This is a genomic window from Ruegeria sp. CF2, assembly GCF_056537385.1.
Genome location: NZ_JBQFRL010000002.1, coordinates 438,429 through 453,466, shown reverse-complemented (window position 1 = coordinate 453,466; position 15,038 = coordinate 438,429). Strand labels below are relative to the sequence as shown.

The following is a 15,038-nucleotide window of genomic DNA, read 5'->3' as shown; positions in this document are numbered from 1 at the left end:
CGAAGTCTCCAATCTCGAGTCGGCGTCAGAGTGCCACGAACAGGCGACAAAAAATGCATCAAAAACGTCAACTGCAGCACAAAAATCACCGCAGCGCCGATTGGCGTTTCTGGCGGCGCAGAGCGAATGGCGTGATCCCAAAAAAGCTTTTGTAGACGGATGAGAACCCGTTGGGAAAGCCGCAGGCGAGGCCGATTTCGCGCACGCTCATAGTGGTATTCAAAAGCAGGTTGTTGGCCTTGGCCAACCGCATCTCCCGGTAGAACCCATTCGGTGTGGTGCCAAAGAATGTCTTGAATTTGCGCTCCAGCGAGCGGTTCGACATTCCAAGCTCTTCGACCAGTTGATTGATGGGTAACGGATCTTCGATATTGGCCTGCATCAACTTGATGCACTGATCCAGCCGGGCGTCCCCGGTCGTTGTCGTCTTGGCGCCCGAAAACGGCTGCAACGACGAAAAGTCGCGGATGTGTTCGTGCAGCATGATGTCAGCCACCGTCATCTTGGCCGGCCCCGAGATGTGACGCCCGATCACCGCCAAAGCAATATCGGCCGTGGCCCCCATTCCCGCGCAGGTCACGACCGGGCCCTGCTCGGTCGCGATCGAAAGCTTAGCCTCGAACCGGGCACCGCGTTCGCGGAAGATCGACGCGTTTTCCCAATGTGTTGCCATGTCGGGCGTTCCGTGTTCGTCGATGTATCGGCTGGCGGCCTCGGCCAGCAAAAAGACCTGCGCACCGCGATAGGTATAGTCGGACACAACCCGGCCCAGCGACAGCTCGGGCTGGTCCGGGTCGGTGTTGCCGATCACGAACAGATAGTCGGCGTCCGGTTGGCGCGTAACGGGCTGGGTCGGAATGCTGGCGCCGCTGCTGCTGACGATGGTCCCTCCCTTGAGCGACCGATAGGCATAAGTGAACGGCGGGTGCGGGCAAACCCGATTGGCGAGACGCAGCACATCCACCACCGACGCCAGTTCCAGCAGAACGAAGCCCGGCGCGGTGATGATGTCAAAATGCCACTGCGCCTTGACGCCTTCGGGTTTTCCAGGGTCCGGTTTCTCCGCCATACCCGCCACTCACACGATCCTGTGCCCGGCCGAGCGCAGGGCGTTGGCCAAAGCTTCGATGTGCTCAGGGCCCACTTCGCAGCATCCACCGATGATCGTGGCCCCTTGGTCAACCCAACTCATCGCATGTACGGCATAGGCCGACGGGTCCAGATCGTGGCGCGCCTCCAGCGCGTCGACTGTCGGAGCGTCTTTCAGGAAGCCGTCGGAAATCCGGGTGAAACCATTCGCGTAGGCACCGTAGGGCTTTTCAAGTTCCGCAAGGATCTCCAGCGCCGCGGGCACCGCCTCGGGTCGGGTGCAATTGATCAGAACCGCCTGGGGATCGAAGCGTTCGACCAGTGGCGCGATCGCGCCCAGCGGTTCGCCCGACCTCAGCTGCGTACCGTCCTCGTCCATGACCGACAGGGCCAGCCAGACCGGCTTGCCACAGCCTTCAGTTCCACGCAGCGCGCCTTCGGCCTCGGTCACGGACGAGACGGTTTCGATCAGAAACAGGTCCACCCGGTTCTGCATCAATCGCACCAGTTCCGCGAATTTCTGCGCGGCCTCGTCGGGATCGGGGTTCAGATCGGGGCGATAGGTGGCCAGCAAGGGGCCCAGCGCACCGGCGATACGCCCCGCCCGCCCATAGCGCGCCAGTTCGGCCTGTGTCAGAGCCGCATCAATAAGTTGCTCCAGCTGGTCCTCGATCCCCGCTCGTACGAGGCGAGAACGGTGCACGGCGTAGGTGTTTGTCGTCGCGACGGTTGCCCCGCGGTCAAAATAATCCCGATGGATGTCTCCGACCAACCCCGGCTCGTCGATCATTACGCGGGTTGACCACAAGGCGGTTGGCTGTTCGCCACGACGTTTGACCAGCTCTTGACCGATCGAACCATCCAACAGCGTGATGTCTGCCATCTCGGTGCCTCCTTACGGTATGAGAACCAGCTTTCCGGGCAGGGTCTTTGATTGAAAGTCCGTCTGCGCCTGGACGATCTCGCGCAGCGGGTAAGTCTTGGAAATCAACGGCTTGATCCGACCCGCGTTCATCAACTCGACCAGTCGGCCAAAAACTTCGAAGGCTTGGTGAGTGCAGCCGTGGATCGTGATGTCGCGCAGGTAGATTTCGCGCAGATCAGCCTGCACGATCGGGCCGGCGATGGCCCCGGACACGGCATATTGGCCGCCCGGCTTCAGTGCCAGGATCAGGCCGGAAAAGGCCGGGCCGCCGACCACGTCGATCACCACGTCAAAGCTGTCCTGAGGCAGCGGCGCGTCGCGCTCGAACGTACCAGCCGCACCCTGCGCCCGTACCACTTCGGCCTTGGCGGCACTGGTCACCCCCCACACGGTTGCTCCCCGCAAGGCTGCCAATTGCACGGCCGCCAGCCCGACGCCGCCCGAGGCGCCGGTGATCAGCACCTTGTGCCCGGCAGTCACGCCCGCGCGGGTCAACAGGTTCTCGGCCGTGCCAAACGCACAGGGGATGGCGGCGATTTCCACGTCCGACAGCGGTGAGGCGGTCACGTCATAGAGGTCATCCGCCTCGAGCAGGCAGTATTGCGCAAAAGACCCGTCGATCTCGGACCCAAGCGCGATGAAGCCTGTCGGGTTACCCGGGCGCGGGCGCGGCAGGTTGATCGGGCAGGTCACGCGTTGCCCCGGTTTGACGCCGGCACCCGGCCCGATCTGCTCGACTATGCCGCAAATATCTCCGCCTTGAATGCGGGGAAAGGACAGCGCGCCGCCCCACCCGCCGGCTTCGACCTCTTGGTCAACCGCGTCCGTCGCGCCGGTGACGTCCGAGGAATACCATCCGATCCGCGTGTTGATGTCGGTGTTGTTGACGCCTGCCGCGACCACGCGGACCAGAACCTGCCCGGGCCCGGGTACTGGAACCGGAATATCCTCGCGCCATTCCAGAACTTCTGGACCACCGTGACCTGTCAGATAGACACCGCACATCGTCTTTGGAGCATTCATTTCGCTGGCTTCTCAGGTCTGGTCGTCGGGATGGGGCGGCACCGGCCCCATCGGCACGATGTCGTAGCGGGCATTCAGATCGGCCATCTTGGCCTCGTCCTCAAAATCTGCCTGGGTCATGGTTGCCAGTTCCGCAAGGAAACCGTCAAACCCGGAGGGTTGAAAGATCATGAGCATTCGTGCCGGTTTGTTGTCGGCGACGCGGCAGGCATGCGGCACACCCGGCGGAACATGCATGGTGGTGCCCGGCGTGCACAGGTGCCAATCTCCGTCGACGTAGAAATCCACGGCGCCCTCGAGGAAATAGAAAGTCTCGGCGTGGCTGTCGTGGCGATGAAGGCCAAGCGCGAAGCTGGCCTTCAAGTTGTCTTCCATCAGGGTATAGGCCCCGCCCGTGTCCTGACCGGAAACCTTCACGAAGGTATGGTCATTCTCCCAGTCATAGTTGGGACCCTCACCGGGTCCCTGCTTGGAATATCGCGGGCGCATATGGGCCTCCTTGTGTCAGGCGCGCAGCCGCTCGTTTGCGGGATCCCACAGCGGCTGATCCTCCTGTACCACGGCGCGACACTTTTCGCCGTAGATTTCCACCTCAAGCTCGGTGCCCGGGTTGGCCAGATCGGCCTTGATCATACCCAGCGCGACGGACTTGCCGACACGATAGCCCCAGGCGCCCGATGTGGTCTCGCCCACGATCTGGTCGCCCTGCCAGATGCAGGACATGTAAGGCGCATCGCAGTCACCGGCCTCGACGACCAGCGTGACGAAAGACTTCTTCACTCCACGCTGCTTTTCCGCCAGCAACGCGGTCTTGCCGGGGAAATCCTGCGGCTTGTCGAACTTGACGAAGCGCTCCAGCCCGCCTTCGAGCAGCGAGTAGTCGGTGCTGAGATCTCCCTTCCACGCGCGGTATCCCTTTTCGATGCGCAGGCTGTTCAGCGCATACATGCCGAACGGCTTGGCCCCGGCGGCAAGGATCGCGTCATAGATCGCGGGCATGTGCTCGTTGAGCGCATGCACCTCCCAACCCAGTTCACCGGCAAAGGACACGCGGATCAGGTGGGCGGGCTGTCCGGCCACGGTGGCCGCCTGATGGGTCAGCCAACCCAGCGAGAGGTCGGCATCGGTCAGACCCGACAGGATCTCACGCGATTTCGGACCGGTCACGATCAGCGTGTCGCGGGTGGTGGTCACGTCCTCGACCGTGACACCCGCGGGCATTGCGTTCATCAGGATGTCGCGGTCGTGCCATTGCGCGGTGGCGGCGGTGATCATCACGAACTCATCCTCGCCCAGGCGCATGCAGGACATCTCGGTCAGGATGCGGCCGCGATCGTCGGCGATGTAGACGAGGTTGATCCGCCCCACCTTGGGCAGGCCGCCGGTGACCAGCCCGCGCAGCGCCTCGGCCGCGCCGTCGCCCTTGACGACGAAGCGCGAGAAACCCGGCAGGTCGAGCACGCCGCAATGGTCGCGCACGGCCTCGCATTCTTCCTTGATCCGCTGCTCCCATGGGCCCGAGCGGCCCCAGGTGTGGGTGCTTTCCTCGGAAGTGTCATCCCCCGGCTGCGCGAACCAGTTGGCGCGTTCCCAGCCATTGTAGGCGCCCATGACGCCGCCCAGTTTCTTGACCTTGGCGTGGACCGGCGACAGCTTCTTGTCGCGCGCGGCGGGCCATTCGTGATGGGGGAAGTGCATGGCGTATTCGTTGCCGTAGACCTCCATGCCCTTCTGGTTGCAGTAGTCCTGATCGGTGTAGTCGGTGTAGCGGCGCGGATCGACGGCCCACATGTCCCATTCGGTGGCGCCATCCACGATCCATTCGGCCAGCACCTTGCCTGCACCGCCGCCCTGGGCGATGCCGAAGGTGAAGGTATGCGCCTCGAAGGCGTTCTTGACGCCGGGCATCGGCCCGATCAGGGGCAGGCCGTCGGGCGCATAGGGGATCGGCCCGTTGATCACGCGGCCCACGCCCGAGGTCGCCATCAGAGGCACACGCTCCATCGCGTCAGTGACGATGTCCTCGATCCGGTCCAGATCGTCGTTCCAAAGCTGAAAGCTGAAATCCTCGGGCATCGGGTCGTCCTCGGTCATCCAGTGGCCCTTGCAATTGGGCTCGTATGGGCCAAGGTTGAAGCCGTGCTTTTCCTGTCGCAGGTAGTAGGAGATATCCACGTCGCGCAGCAGCGGCAGCTTGCCGCCGTTTTCCTTGGACCAGGCTTCGACCTCGGGGATCTCGTCAGTCAGCAGATACTGGTGGCTCATGACCATCGCGGGCACGGTGCGGCCGCCAAAGGGTTTGAACCATTCGCCCACGCGCTGCGCGTAGTAACCGGCCGCGTTGACGACATAGTCGCAGTCGATGTCGCCCTTTTCGGTGTGGACAGTCCAGGTGCCGTCGTCATGCTGGGTCACACCGGTGGCCGGGCAGAACCGGATGATCTTTTGCCCCATGTCGCGTGCGCCCTTGGCCAGCGCCTGGGTCAGCTGCGCAGGGTCGATGTCCCCATCGGTCGGGTCATACAGAACGCCCTCAAGATCATGAGTTTCCAGGAACGGGTAGCGTTCCTTGGCCTGCTCCGGCGTCCACATTTCCATCGGGATCCCCTGGTAGCGGCCCATCGACATGGCCCGCTGGAACTCCTGCATCCGCTCTTTGCTGTGCGCCAGGCGGATCGAGCCGGACACGTGGTAGTTCATCGGGTAGTCGACCTCTTCGCCAAGGCGCGAATACAGCTCGGTCGAATAGCGCTGCATGTTCATGATCGCCCACGAGGTCGAGAAGGTCGGCACGTTGCCGGCCGCGTGCCAGGTTGACCCTGCGGTCAGCTCGTTCTTTTCCAGCAGAACGCAGTCGGTCCAGCCCTTTTTGGCCAAATGGTACAGCGAGGACGCCCCTACGACGCCGCCACCGATGATGACCACGCGGGCCTTGGTCGGAAAATCGCTCATGTTTCTAGATCCCTGTCATTGTGCCCTTTGGGGCAGTTCATCCGTGATGTCGTAGTAGTCGCCCTTGTCCGCCACGAAGATGTGGCGAGCCAGTTTCAACTGAGTGGGCTGGTCCAGAGCCCCCATCGAAACCGAAATCGTGTCTTCGTCCTTGTGCTGCCAGAACAGAAAGCTTCCGCAAGCCTTGCAGAAACCACGCCGAGCCGTGTCCGAAGCCTGAAACCATCCCAGCGTATCACTGCTGTTCAGGGTCAGGTTGTCCTGGTGGGTCGCGGTCGAGGCCCAATAATGCCCTGACTGCCGCCGGCATTGCCCGCAGTGGCAGGCCGAGGGCGGTGACAGCTCTCCGTTGATCGTGAAGGCCACCGAACCGCAAAGGCACGATCCTGTATGCATGGCTCTATCCCCTTCCTGCAGGTGCCGCGCTGGTTCCCAGCAGGACGCCATAGATGATGAAACAGGTAGCCATGATGCGGCGCACCCAGACGTTGAACACTGCACCCAGCGCCGCCCGCCCCATCACCGCACCCAACAGTGTGAACCCGGTGTAGCTGAGCGTCGTGATGATCAGCGCCGTCGGCATGATGATCGCAATTTGCTGCCAGATCGGCACATCAGGCTGCACGAACTGGGAAAACGCGGCCAGGTAACCTGCGACGCTCTTCGGATTGATCGTGGCGACGGCCAAGGCATGGAGATAGACATGGCGGGCCGGGCGCTGGCTGGCCGGCGCGGGACGCGCGGCGTTCATCCACCCCCGGAGTCCCATCCAGATCAGGAACCCCGCCCCGATCAGTTTAGCCACGAAAAACCCGGTTGGCGAGGCCGCGATCAGGGCTGTCACCCCCAGAGCCGACAGGATCAGAAAGGCGCTGGCCTGGGTCAGGATCGCCAGAACCCCAAGCATTGCCTTGGGAAATGGCAGGCTCATCCCGTTCGAGATGCAATTCACCGCATTCGGACCCGGCGTGGTCACGAACACCACCCAGAACAGCGCGAATATGGTCCAGGCCTCAAAGCTCATCAGTACACCGGCGGAGCGATCACCCAGACAGCCACGGCGGGTTCGTCGTATGGGTTCGCCCATTGATAGGGTTCGTGCTTGATCCGAAAGCTGTCCCCGACGCCGACGGTGAAATTTCGGCCTCCGATCGTAAGGTCGAGACGGCCCGAGATCATGTATCCAACCTCCTGCGTCGGACGGTTGGCCGGGGTCTGCATTCGGGACTGGGGCTCAAAAGTGGAATGCACCATCTCGAAATCATCGGTCAGGTCAGGCGACAGTAATTCCTCGATCAGCCCTTCCTCGCCCGACCCCATCGGCCGGCGCGAACCCGCGCGCACCACATAGCCCTGTTCCTCGGCCAGAACGCCGGTATGGGCGAACAGCATCGACATCGGCACGCCCAGGCATTCCGCGATCAGGCGCAGATCCGAGATCGACGGAGCGGACAAATCGCGCTCGACCTGGCTGAGCCAGCCCACCGACCGGTCCAACCGCGAAGCGATATCGGTCAGCGTCAGCCCGCGCGCCTTGCGCAGCGCGCGAATGTCCGCCCCCAGCGTCGCAGCGATATGGGCCTGATCGTTCACGCTCCCCCCCGATTCATGAAATTTACGTCACATTTTTCACGATGTCCCGAATCGGTGAAAATTCCAAGGGATTTTTCACTACCGGTCCTGATCCTTCCACGCTATGGCTGCGGAATGTGGATCGTCATTCTGTATTTCTGGGCCATCAACGCGTTGACTTTTCTGGTGTTCGGCTGGGACAAGCTGCGGGCGATCCGACGCAGGCGGCGTGTCCCGGAGAAGTGGCTTTTGCGACTGGCGCTGTTGGGCGGCAGCCCCGCAGCTTTGTTGGGTCGCTGGATATTCGGGCACAAGACCCGAAAAAAGCGGCTGACGACTCTGCTGTGTGCCATTGCGGCTCTGCAGGCGGGCGCGATCTACCTGTTCCTCACCTACAGTTCTGTTTGAAACTGGCAATTGGCAGTGCGATCGGGCAATGGTTGCACATGATTGACAGAACTTCGTCCCAGGCGCTGGCCATCGGGTCAGTGGCGGTGTCCCTGCTGGTGCTGCTGCTCAAGGTCCTGGCATGGCATTTGACCGGGTCGGTCGCACTGTATTCCGACGCAATGGAGTCTTTGGTCAACGTGGTTGGCGCGCTGCTGGCGTGGTTTGCCATTCGGATGGCGGAACGTCCTGCCGACAGCAATCACCCTTTCGGACATCACAAGGCCGAGAACTTCTCGGCCATCGCCGAGGGGACCCTGATCGTTCTCGCCGCAATCCTGATCATTCAGGAAGCCTGGGGCGCCTTGTTCGCCCCACACCTGGACCAACTCGGGCCGATCGGACTGGCAGTGAACGCCGCGGCCATGGTCCTGAACCTGGTCTGGGCACGCGTGCTGATCTCGGCGGGTCAGAAACGGCGCTCGCCGGCCATGACGGCCAATGGACGCCACCTGATGACCGACGTCTGGACTTCGGCCGGGGTCTTGTTGGGACTGATCCTCGTATTGCTGACAGGCTGGGCCGTTCTTGACCCGCTGCTGGCCATTCTGGTGGCCGCAAATATTCTGCGCGAAGGCTGGAAGGTCATTTTCCATTCGGCCGGAGATCTGATGGATTCCGCGGCCCACACCGAGGACACGGACATCATCGAAGCCGCCGTTCGGAACTCGTCTCAGGGAGCCTTGCAGATCCACGATCTGCGCACACGTCGGGCCGGCAAAGCCGTGTTCATCGAATTTCACCTAGTCGTCGATCGCAACATGACAGTCGGAGACGCCCACGACATCTGCGACGCGATCGAAGATGCAATCGCGGAAAAGCTGCCCGAGGCCCGGACCATCATTCACGTGGAGCCGGACTCTCAGCTCAAAGCCTCGGGGATCGAACCGGAATAAAGGTTCTACAGACGCCCGAAAACCTGCGCGAGGATACGCGACAGCCCTTCGGCATCGGCCTGCTCGAACGCATCGGGCTGATCGCTGTCGATATCAAAGACCCCGATGACCTGCCCCGCAGAATCCCGCACCGGCAGAACCAGTTCGGACCGGGTCGACGAGGCACAGGCAATGTGCCCCTCAAACGCATCCACATCCGGGACCAGCTGAACCTCTCCGGTCCGCGCTGCTGCCCCGCAGACCCCGCGCGAGAACGGAATGACCAAACACCCATGCCCGCCTTGATAGGGTCCGATCTTCAACAACTCCGGCTCGGTCACACGGTAAAACCCTGTCCAGTCAAAGCGGTCGTCGCTGTGATGCACCTCGCAGGCGACGGTGGCCATCAGAGCGACCTGGTCAGTTTCACCTTCCGTCAGGGCTTCGATGGTTTTGGACAAGAGCGCGTAGTCAGCTTTCATGGGGTCATTTCCAAAGTGCAACCGGGCCGCAACCTCTGCGGCCCGGTTCAGCTAATGGCAAAATGCCAAAGCGTCAAACCCGCTCGATCGCGATTGCAGTGCCTTCGCCGCCTCCGATGCAGATCGCGGCCACTCCGCGCTTCAGGCCACGCTTCTCGAGTGCATTTAGAAGCGTCACCATGATGCGTGCACCTGAGGCACCGATCGGATGACCAAGGGCGCAGGCGCCTCCGTTGACGTTGACCTTGTCGCGCGGCAGGCCCATTTCATGCATGAAGGCCATCGGAACAACGGCAAAAGCCTCGTTCACTTCCCACAGGTCCACGTCGTCCTTGCTCCAACCGATCCGTTCCAGCAGCTTCTGCGCGGCCGGGACCGGAGCCGTCGTGAAAAGGCCGGGCGCCTGGGCGTGGCTCGCGTGGCCCAGGATGCGGGCACGGACATTCAGGCCGCGCGCTTCAGCCGTGTCAGCCGCGGCAAGAACCAGCGCCGCCGCGCCATCCGAGATTGACGAGGAATTGGCCGCCGTCACCGTGCCATCCTTGCGGAATGCCGGCTTCAGCGTCGGTATCTTTTCCGGCCGCGCCGATTTGGGCTGCTCATCCGAATCCTGAATGATTTCACCTTTGCGGCTTCGGACCGTGACGGCTGCGATCTCGTCCGAGAAGGCCCCGCTGGCCTGCGCTTCGAGCGCATTCGACAGCGACTTCAACGCGTATTCGTCCTGCGCCTCTCGGGTGAATTGATAAGCCTCGGCGCAGTCTTCAGCAAAAGTGCCCATCAGGCGGCCCTTGTCATAGGCATCCTCCAGCCCGTCCAGGAACATGTGATCCACCACCTGGCCGTGACCGATACGCGCCCCGCCGCGCATCTTGGGCAGCAAGTAGGGCGCATTCGTCATGCTTTCCATTCCACCCGCAACCATCGAGTCTGCATGGCCAAGCGCGATCTGATCGAACGCCATCATTGCCGCCTTCATGCCCGACCCGCACATCTTGTTCAGTGTGGTCGCAGGTACCTCTTCACCCAGACCTGCCGCGAACCCTGCCTGCCGCGCCGGAGCCTGCCCCTGACCGGCCGGCAGAACGCAGCCCATCAAAACCTCGTCGACCGTCTGCGTCTTGGCGTTTTCCAGCGCCGCACGAATGGCGACGCCACCCAGTTCCGCCGCAGGCACGCCGTCGAACATTCCTTGAAACCCGCCCATCGGCGTCCGGGCCGCACCAGCGATCACAACCTCTTTCATGTGACGACTCCTCCTTTTGTCGAGTGCTTGGATACCGAATGGTAAGAAATGCCGTCTAGCGTATTTCTACGATCGATCGACGGAATCCGAGGGAAGTCACTTGGCACTGAGCAGCAAAACGACAGGCGAGACGCAGATCATCACAGTCGACGCCGCCCGCATCGACGCCGCCATGGCGATACAGTTCAAGGAAGACATGCGGACCCAAACCGCAGATGGTGCCGGTCGGATCATCCTGGATCTGTCTGCGGTCGAGTTCATAGACTCCAGTGGATTGGGCGCGATCGTGGCGTCCATGAAGCAACTTGGAAATGGGCGCAGGCTGGAGCTGGCGGGATTGCAGCCTGTCGTGGCAAAGGTTTTTCGGCTGACACGGATGGATACGGTTTTCAAACTGCATCCCAACTTAGATGGCGCGCTGGCCTCCGAGTTGGAGTGAAGCGCCAGGAGGCAAATGGCGTGACAGTCAACTGCGAAGACGGCCGACTCGAAGTGGCGTTCCCTGCCGTCGAAGCCGAGGCCAGCCGCGCCATCGCTTCGCTGCACGCGGGGCTGTCAAATTTCGGTTTGCCGGGGCAAAAGACTGCGGACATCAAGATCGTGTTGGCCGAGGCGATCAACAATGTTGTCGAACACGCCTACGCAGAGTGCGCGCCCGGAATGGTCCGGGTTTCCGTGCTGGATTCCAAAGATTTCCTGGAGGTCCAGATCACTGACACTGGGCACCCCTTGCCCGGCTTGAAGATGCCTGATGGCATTCCTGCCAGCGTGGAAACCGATACTTCAAATCTGCCCGAAGGTGGATTCGGTTGGTTCCTGATCCGCACATTGGCCGACGAGGTGCGGTATGACCGCAGAAACGGCCAGAACCTGCTATTCTTGCGGTTTGAGCGCACAAAAAAAGCGGATCGGCCACAATAACGCCCATATCGGACCATTGTCGCGCCGCAAACGACCGGCAGAAACAAGGGGTAGCTCAGATAGCTTCCCTCGGCGCCATGTGTCACAGCCCCCACCCAGTGAACGGCGCCGAGGACCTTCTCCTTGAAATGACTGGACATCAGCCAACGGCACCCTAGTGTCGACGCGTTCAGGAGGAGACCCATTCCATGCGCGATTTCCACGCCCCCGGCCGTTCCGAGGTTTTGTCGACCGAAGGGATGTGCGCAACCTCGCATCCGCTGGCTGCAAAGGTGGCGCTGGATATTCTGGGCCGCGGCGGAAACGCAATGGACGCCGCCATTGCCGCGGGCGTACTTCTGGGCATCTGCGAACCGCAGATGACAGGTCTGGGTGGCGACTGTTTCGTTCTTTACAATCGCGCTGGCGAAACGAAGGTGCGCGCGCTGAACGGATCCGGGCGGGCGCCCGCTGGCGCCTCGGCCGAAGATCTGCGGGCCCGTGGGTTGGCTGCGGTGCCACTTGACGGCCCCGAAGCGGTGACGATCCCCGGGGCTGTTGACGCATTCTGCCACCTGTCAGAGGCCGAGGGTCGATTGGGGATCGAGGCCCTTCTTCAACCTGCAATTCACTATGCCGAAACGGGCGTTCCGGTTGCACCTCGCGTCGCGCATGACTGGTCGATCGGGGCCGAAACGCTGCAGGGCGCAGCCCGGGATCACTATCTGATCGACGGCCGCGCCCCAACGACAGGTCAGGTGTTTCGCGCTCCGGGTCAGGCAGAAGTCCTGCGTCGCGTGGCCCGAAGGGGGCGTGACGCCTTTTACGAGGGCGAAATCGCCGATGACATGCTGGCCGCGTTGAATTCCCGAGGCGGTGTTCATTCGGCCACGGACTTTCACGACACAAAGTTCATCGAAGCCTCACCGGTCGGAGGTGACTACCGCAACGCTGAACTGCTGGAACATCCGCCGAACGGACAAGGCGCGACTGCGATCCTGCTTCTCAACATCCTCAAGCATTTCGACATTGCAGGCATGGACCCGTGGGGCGCCGAACGGGCGCATATCGAAGCCGAGGCGACCAAGCTGGCCTACGATGCACGCAACCGGTTCATCGCCGACCCGGATCATACGTCGCGCATGGAACATTTTCTGGCGCCGGAAACGGCGGCAAAGCTGGCAGGGCTAATCGATCCCCGGCGCGCCATGACCGCCGCCGCCCCGCTGACCGAAGCGGTGCACAAGGACACGGTTTATGTCACGGTCGTCGACCGGGATCGTATGGCTGTTTCTCTGATCTACTCCATCTTCCACAGCTTCGGATCGGGCATCGCCTCGGAAAAGTTTGGCATTCTCCTGCAGAACCGCGGATGTGGTTTCAACCTTGAACCGGGACATCCGAACGAGCTGGGCGGCGGCAAGCGCCCTATGCACACGATCATTCCCGCGATACTGAAGCAAAACGGTCAGATAGCTATGCCGTTCGGCGTGATGGGCGGGGCCTATCAGCCGACAGGCCACGCGCGCCTGGTTTCCAACCTTCTGGATTTCGACTTGGGGCTGCAGCACGCCGTCGACGCACCCCGCGCTTTTGCCGACGGTTCGATCTTGAAGATCGAACCCAGTTTCGATCGCAGGATCGCGCAACAATTGTCGGAAATGGGGCACAATGTCGTCGAAACGGAAACGCCTCTGGGCGGCGCCCAGGCGATCCGAATCCGTCAAAGCGGAGTATTGGAGGGCGCCAGCGACCCCCGAAAGGACGGTTGCGCTTTGGGTTACTGACGCCGCAACGGCGTCAACACCGTATCAGTTCAGTTGGAAGTGCAGCGGATAGCTGCCGTCCTGAAACGGCCCGAACATGTTGGGAATATCAGGATGATCAACAGGTTCGCCAGACTGGTCGGCAATCAGATTTTGCTCTGATACATAAGCCACATAGAAGGATTGATCGTTCTCGGCCAGCAAATGGTAGAACGGCTGATCCTTGATCGGGCGGCTGTCTTCGGGAATTGCCTCGTACCATTCCTCGGTGTTCGCAAATTCCGGATCCACGTCAAAAATCACCCCTCGGAAGGGATGTTTCTTGTGACGAACCACCTGGCCCAGGCGGTACTTTGCATGTGTCTTCAGCATTGTTTCAGCCCCCAAGGCACTTACTAAACCTTTCCGCCGGCAATTGCCAATCATTGATCTGAAATTCGCGGAAACAGTCTGTGAACCTATGCCTGACAGTCGTCGGCCTGCTGCAGGGTTTCTTATACGATTGTGATTTCCTCGGCCTGCAATCTGCGCTAGAATAAAGAAAAAAGGCACGAGGCACATGAGCAGAAAACTTCTCGTACTCTTCGGGGTGCTGTTTTTGGCATCCTGTGGGGGCGGCGCACAGCGTCCGCCCAGCAACCTCAATGACGCTTGCGCCATCGCACGCGAGCGGCCGGACATGATCAAGGCATTCAAAAGCACGGAACGCAAATGGGGTGTTCCGGTTCATGTCCAGATGGCAACCATCTACCAAGAAAGCCGCTATCGTCACGACGCGCGGACGCCCCACAAATATGTTCTGGGAGTAATTCCGATGGGCCGTCAGAGCAGCGCCTATGGCTTCAGCCAGGCCCTGGACGGAACCTGGGAAGAGTACCAGCGCGAAACCGGGAAGCGGCGCGCCAAGCGTGACCGCATTCGTGACGCGTCAGATTTCGTCGGTTGGTACATGAACAAAAGCAGCCAGAAGATCGGAATCTCGACCAGCGACACGCGGAACCAGTATCTGGCGTATCACGAAGGTCGCGCGGGTTACGCACGCGGCAGCCACTACGGCAAGACCTGGCTATTGAACGTGGCCAATGACGTGGACGCACGTGCGCAGATGTACCAGGCGCAGCTGTCCAGCTGCCGCTACTGAAAGAGCCGCGGGTCAGCGACTCTCTGACCCGCGCCGCGCCTTGTTCGAAAACAGGCCGCTGTCGATTCTGACATCTTCGTCGAGGGGACCCAGCAGCACCGTGGTTTGACCCCCGGCGTTGTCGTAGATGACCCATTTCCTCAACTCGATCGGATTTGCCGTGAACATCAGCTCGATCCGCCCGGACTCGGGGTTTTTCGGGTCCTGCGCGGTGACGACCGTGGCTGTGCCATCAAATGTGTGGCCGACTACCATGTTGGCCTGCGACAGGTTCACGTTGCGCGCCAGAACCAGCGACAGCGGTGTGCGCTTCAACGGGTACTGCTCGGGCGGCTGGTTCGATTTGGGGTCGAACACCATCACGGTGCCGGCATTGGCCAGCACCACCGCGCTGTTGGGCGGATCGTATTCGAACCGCATCTTGCCGGGGCGCTGCAGCCACAGCTTGCCGGTACTCAGCGATCCGTCATCGTTGACTTGGGTAAACGTCGTCTGAACGGCCTTCAGTCCGTTCAGATAGTTCGAGATCTGCGACAAGGGCAGCTTGTCGGCGGCCCAGGCTGCAGGGGCAGTCAAAGCAAGGGCAAGGGCAAAGGCAATCTGTTTCATGACACACAGAT

The 15,038-nt window shown here is 61.4% G+C and carries 18 protein-coding genes; 6 read left to right on the top strand and 12 right to left on the bottom strand.

The window, feature by feature from the left end:
- Window positions 1-85 precede the first annotated feature (85 nt).
- From ACR0IR_RS13255 to ACR0IR_RS13220, 8 genes are read right to left on the bottom strand one after another with little or no spacing between them, the layout of a single operon-like run.
- Complete coding sequence (locus ACR0IR_RS13255) at window positions 86-1,069, bottom strand: GlxA family transcriptional regulator (RefSeq protein ID WP_170342312.1); 984 nt, start codon at window positions 1,067-1,069, stop codon at window positions 86-88.
- 9 nt (window positions 1,070-1,078) lie between these two features.
- Window positions 1,079-1,972, bottom strand: coding sequence for a homocysteine S-methyltransferase family protein (locus ACR0IR_RS13250; protein WP_170364285.1), 894 nt, complete (start codon window positions 1,970-1,972; stop codon window positions 1,079-1,081).
- 12 nt (window positions 1,973-1,984) lie between these two features.
- Window positions 1,985-3,037 (bottom strand): alcohol dehydrogenase family protein, encoded by a 1,053-nt coding sequence (locus tag ACR0IR_RS13245; protein ID WP_170364283.1) that lies wholly within the window; start codon window positions 3,035-3,037, stop codon window positions 1,985-1,987.
- A 12-nt stretch (window positions 3,038-3,049) separates the two neighbouring features.
- Window positions 3,050-3,526, bottom strand: a complete 477-nt coding sequence (locus tag ACR0IR_RS13240) for a cupin domain-containing protein (protein ID WP_093964282.1) — start codon at window positions 3,524-3,526, stop codon at window positions 3,050-3,052.
- Between the two features lie 15 nt (window positions 3,527-3,541).
- The gene (locus ACR0IR_RS13235; RefSeq protein ID WP_170364281.1) at window positions 3,542-5,989 is read right to left on the bottom strand and encodes a GcvT family protein; all 2,448 of its coding nucleotides are present in this window, start codon (window positions 5,987-5,989) and stop codon (window positions 3,542-3,544) included.
- Between the two features lie 15 nt (window positions 5,990-6,004).
- Window positions 6,005-6,385: a GFA family protein gene (locus tag ACR0IR_RS13230; protein WP_170364279.1), complete on the bottom strand. Its 381-nt coding sequence runs from the start codon at window positions 6,383-6,385 to the stop codon at window positions 6,005-6,007.
- A 4-nt stretch (window positions 6,386-6,389) separates the two neighbouring features.
- Window positions 6,390-7,013 (bottom strand): LysE family translocator, encoded by a 624-nt coding sequence (locus ACR0IR_RS13225; RefSeq protein WP_170364277.1) that lies wholly within the window; start codon window positions 7,011-7,013, stop codon window positions 6,390-6,392.
- Window positions 7,013-7,582: a helix-turn-helix domain-containing protein gene (locus ACR0IR_RS13220; RefSeq protein ID WP_170364275.1), complete on the bottom strand. Its 570-nt coding sequence runs from the start codon at window positions 7,580-7,582 to the stop codon at window positions 7,013-7,015. Before ACR0IR_RS13220 ends, ACR0IR_RS13225 begins: the two co-directional genes overlap by 1 nt.
- 114 nt (window positions 7,583-7,696) lie before the next feature.
- Here ACR0IR_RS13220 and ACR0IR_RS13215 point away from each other — a divergent pair, with 114 nt between their 5' ends.
- Together ACR0IR_RS13215 and ACR0IR_RS13210 are read left to right on the top strand one after the other, a co-directional pair.
- Window positions 7,697-7,969, top strand: a complete 273-nt coding sequence (locus tag ACR0IR_RS13215) for a DUF1294 domain-containing protein (RefSeq protein WP_170364273.1) — start codon at window positions 7,697-7,699, stop codon at window positions 7,967-7,969.
- Window positions 7,970-8,007: 38 nt separating this feature from the next.
- Complete coding sequence (locus ACR0IR_RS13210; RefSeq protein WP_170341329.1) at window positions 8,008-8,904, top strand: cation diffusion facilitator family transporter; 897 nt, start codon at window positions 8,008-8,010, stop codon at window positions 8,902-8,904.
- 5 nt (window positions 8,905-8,909) lie between these two features.
- Here ACR0IR_RS13210 and ACR0IR_RS13205 read toward each other — a convergent pair whose 3' ends face one another.
- Both ACR0IR_RS13205 and ACR0IR_RS13200 read right to left on the bottom strand, forming a co-directional pair.
- Entirely contained in the window at window positions 8,910-9,365 is a 456-nt protein-coding gene (locus ACR0IR_RS13205; protein WP_093964276.1) for a GAF domain-containing protein, read from the bottom strand.
- A 73-nt stretch (window positions 9,366-9,438) separates the two neighbouring features.
- Window positions 9,439-10,611, bottom strand: coding sequence for an acetyl-CoA C-acyltransferase (locus tag ACR0IR_RS13200; protein WP_170341327.1), 1,173 nt, complete (start codon window positions 10,609-10,611; stop codon window positions 9,439-9,441).
- Between the two features lie 100 nt (window positions 10,612-10,711).
- On the opposite strand from ACR0IR_RS13200, the gene ACR0IR_RS13195 reads away from it, so the two are divergent.
- The 3 genes from ACR0IR_RS13195 (at window position 10,712) to ACR0IR_RS13185 (ending at window position 13,298) form a co-directional block, all read left to right on the top strand.
- On the top strand, window positions 10,712-11,050 hold the full coding sequence (locus ACR0IR_RS13195; protein WP_170364271.1) for an STAS domain-containing protein: 339 nt from the start codon (window positions 10,712-10,714) through the stop codon (window positions 11,048-11,050).
- Window positions 11,051-11,070: 20 nt separating this feature from the next.
- Window positions 11,071-11,532: an ATP-binding protein gene (locus ACR0IR_RS13190; protein WP_170364269.1), complete on the top strand. Its 462-nt coding sequence runs from the start codon at window positions 11,071-11,073 to the stop codon at window positions 11,530-11,532.
- A 188-nt stretch (window positions 11,533-11,720) separates the two neighbouring features.
- A complete protein-coding gene (locus tag ACR0IR_RS13185; protein ID WP_170364268.1) occupies window positions 11,721-13,298 on the top strand; it encodes a gamma-glutamyltransferase family protein in 1,578 nt (525 codons plus the stop codon).
- 24 nt (window positions 13,299-13,322) lie between these two features.
- On the opposite strand, the gene hspQ is transcribed toward ACR0IR_RS13185, so the two are convergent.
- The gene (gene hspQ, locus ACR0IR_RS13180) at window positions 13,323-13,649 is read right to left on the bottom strand and encodes a heat shock protein HspQ (protein ID WP_170341320.1); all 327 of its coding nucleotides are present in this window, start codon (window positions 13,647-13,649) and stop codon (window positions 13,323-13,325) included.
- Window positions 13,650-13,836: 187 nt separating this feature from the next.
- Between hspQ and ACR0IR_RS13175 the strand changes: the two genes are divergently transcribed.
- On the top strand, window positions 13,837-14,418 hold the full coding sequence (locus ACR0IR_RS13175) for a transglycosylase SLT domain-containing protein (protein ID WP_093964271.1): 582 nt from the start codon (window positions 13,837-13,839) through the stop codon (window positions 14,416-14,418).
- 12 nt (window positions 14,419-14,430) lie between these two features.
- Here the strand turns inward: ACR0IR_RS13175 and ACR0IR_RS13170 are convergent, their stop codons facing one another.
- A complete protein-coding gene (locus ACR0IR_RS13170) occupies window positions 14,431-15,027 on the bottom strand; it encodes a LolA family protein (protein WP_170364265.1) in 597 nt (198 codons plus the stop codon).
- Window positions 15,028-15,038 lie beyond the last annotated feature (11 nt).

What these genes read in the sequence shown, in the direction of transcription:
- ACR0IR_RS13255 (WP_170342312.1), bottom strand. Translation starts at nt 1,069, where the DNA reads ATGGCGGAGAAACCGGACCCTGGAAAACCCGAAGGCGTCAAGGCGCAG.
- ACR0IR_RS13250 (WP_170364285.1), bottom strand. Translation starts at nt 1,972, where the DNA reads ATGGCAGACATCACGCTGTTGGATGGTTCGATCGGTCAAGAGCTGGTC.
- ACR0IR_RS13245 (WP_170364283.1), bottom strand. Translation starts at nt 3,037, where the DNA reads ATGAATGCTCCAAAGACGATGTGCGGTGTCTATCTGACAGGTCACGGT.
- ACR0IR_RS13240 (WP_093964282.1), bottom strand. Translation starts at nt 3,526, where the DNA reads ATGCGCCCGCGATATTCCAAGCAGGGACCCGGTGAGGGTCCCAACTAT.
- ACR0IR_RS13235 (WP_170364281.1), bottom strand. Translation starts at nt 5,989, where the DNA reads ATGAGCGATTTTCCGACCAAGGCCCGCGTGGTCATCATCGGTGGCGGC.
- ACR0IR_RS13230 (WP_170364279.1), bottom strand. Translation starts at nt 6,385, where the DNA reads ATGCATACAGGATCGTGCCTTTGCGGTTCGGTGGCCTTCACGATCAAC.
- ACR0IR_RS13225 (WP_170364277.1), bottom strand. Translation starts at nt 7,013, where the DNA reads ATGAGCTTTGAGGCCTGGACCATATTCGCGCTGTTCTGGGTGGTGTTC.
- ACR0IR_RS13215 (WP_170364273.1), top strand. Translation starts at nt 7,697, where the DNA reads ATGTGGATCGTCATTCTGTATTTCTGGGCCATCAACGCGTTGACTTTT.
- ACR0IR_RS13210 (WP_170341329.1), top strand. Translation starts at nt 8,008, where the DNA reads ATGATTGACAGAACTTCGTCCCAGGCGCTGGCCATCGGGTCAGTGGCG.
- ACR0IR_RS13205 (WP_093964276.1), bottom strand. Translation starts at nt 9,365, where the DNA reads ATGAAAGCTGACTACGCGCTCTTGTCCAAAACCATCGAAGCCCTGACG.
- ACR0IR_RS13200 (WP_170341327.1), bottom strand. Translation starts at nt 10,611, where the DNA reads ATGAAAGAGGTTGTGATCGCTGGTGCGGCCCGGACGCCGATGGGCGGG.
- ACR0IR_RS13185 (WP_170364268.1), top strand. Translation starts at nt 11,721, where the DNA reads ATGCGCGATTTCCACGCCCCCGGCCGTTCCGAGGTTTTGTCGACCGAA.
- hspQ (WP_170341320.1), bottom strand. Translation starts at nt 13,649, where the DNA reads ATGCTGAAGACACATGCAAAGTACCGCCTGGGCCAGGTGGTTCGTCAC.
- ACR0IR_RS13175 (WP_093964271.1), top strand. Translation starts at nt 13,837, where the DNA reads ATGAGCAGAAAACTTCTCGTACTCTTCGGGGTGCTGTTTTTGGCATCC.
- ACR0IR_RS13170 (WP_170364265.1), bottom strand. Translation starts at nt 15,027, where the DNA reads ATGAAACAGATTGCCTTTGCCCTTGCCCTTGCTTTGACTGCCCCTGCA.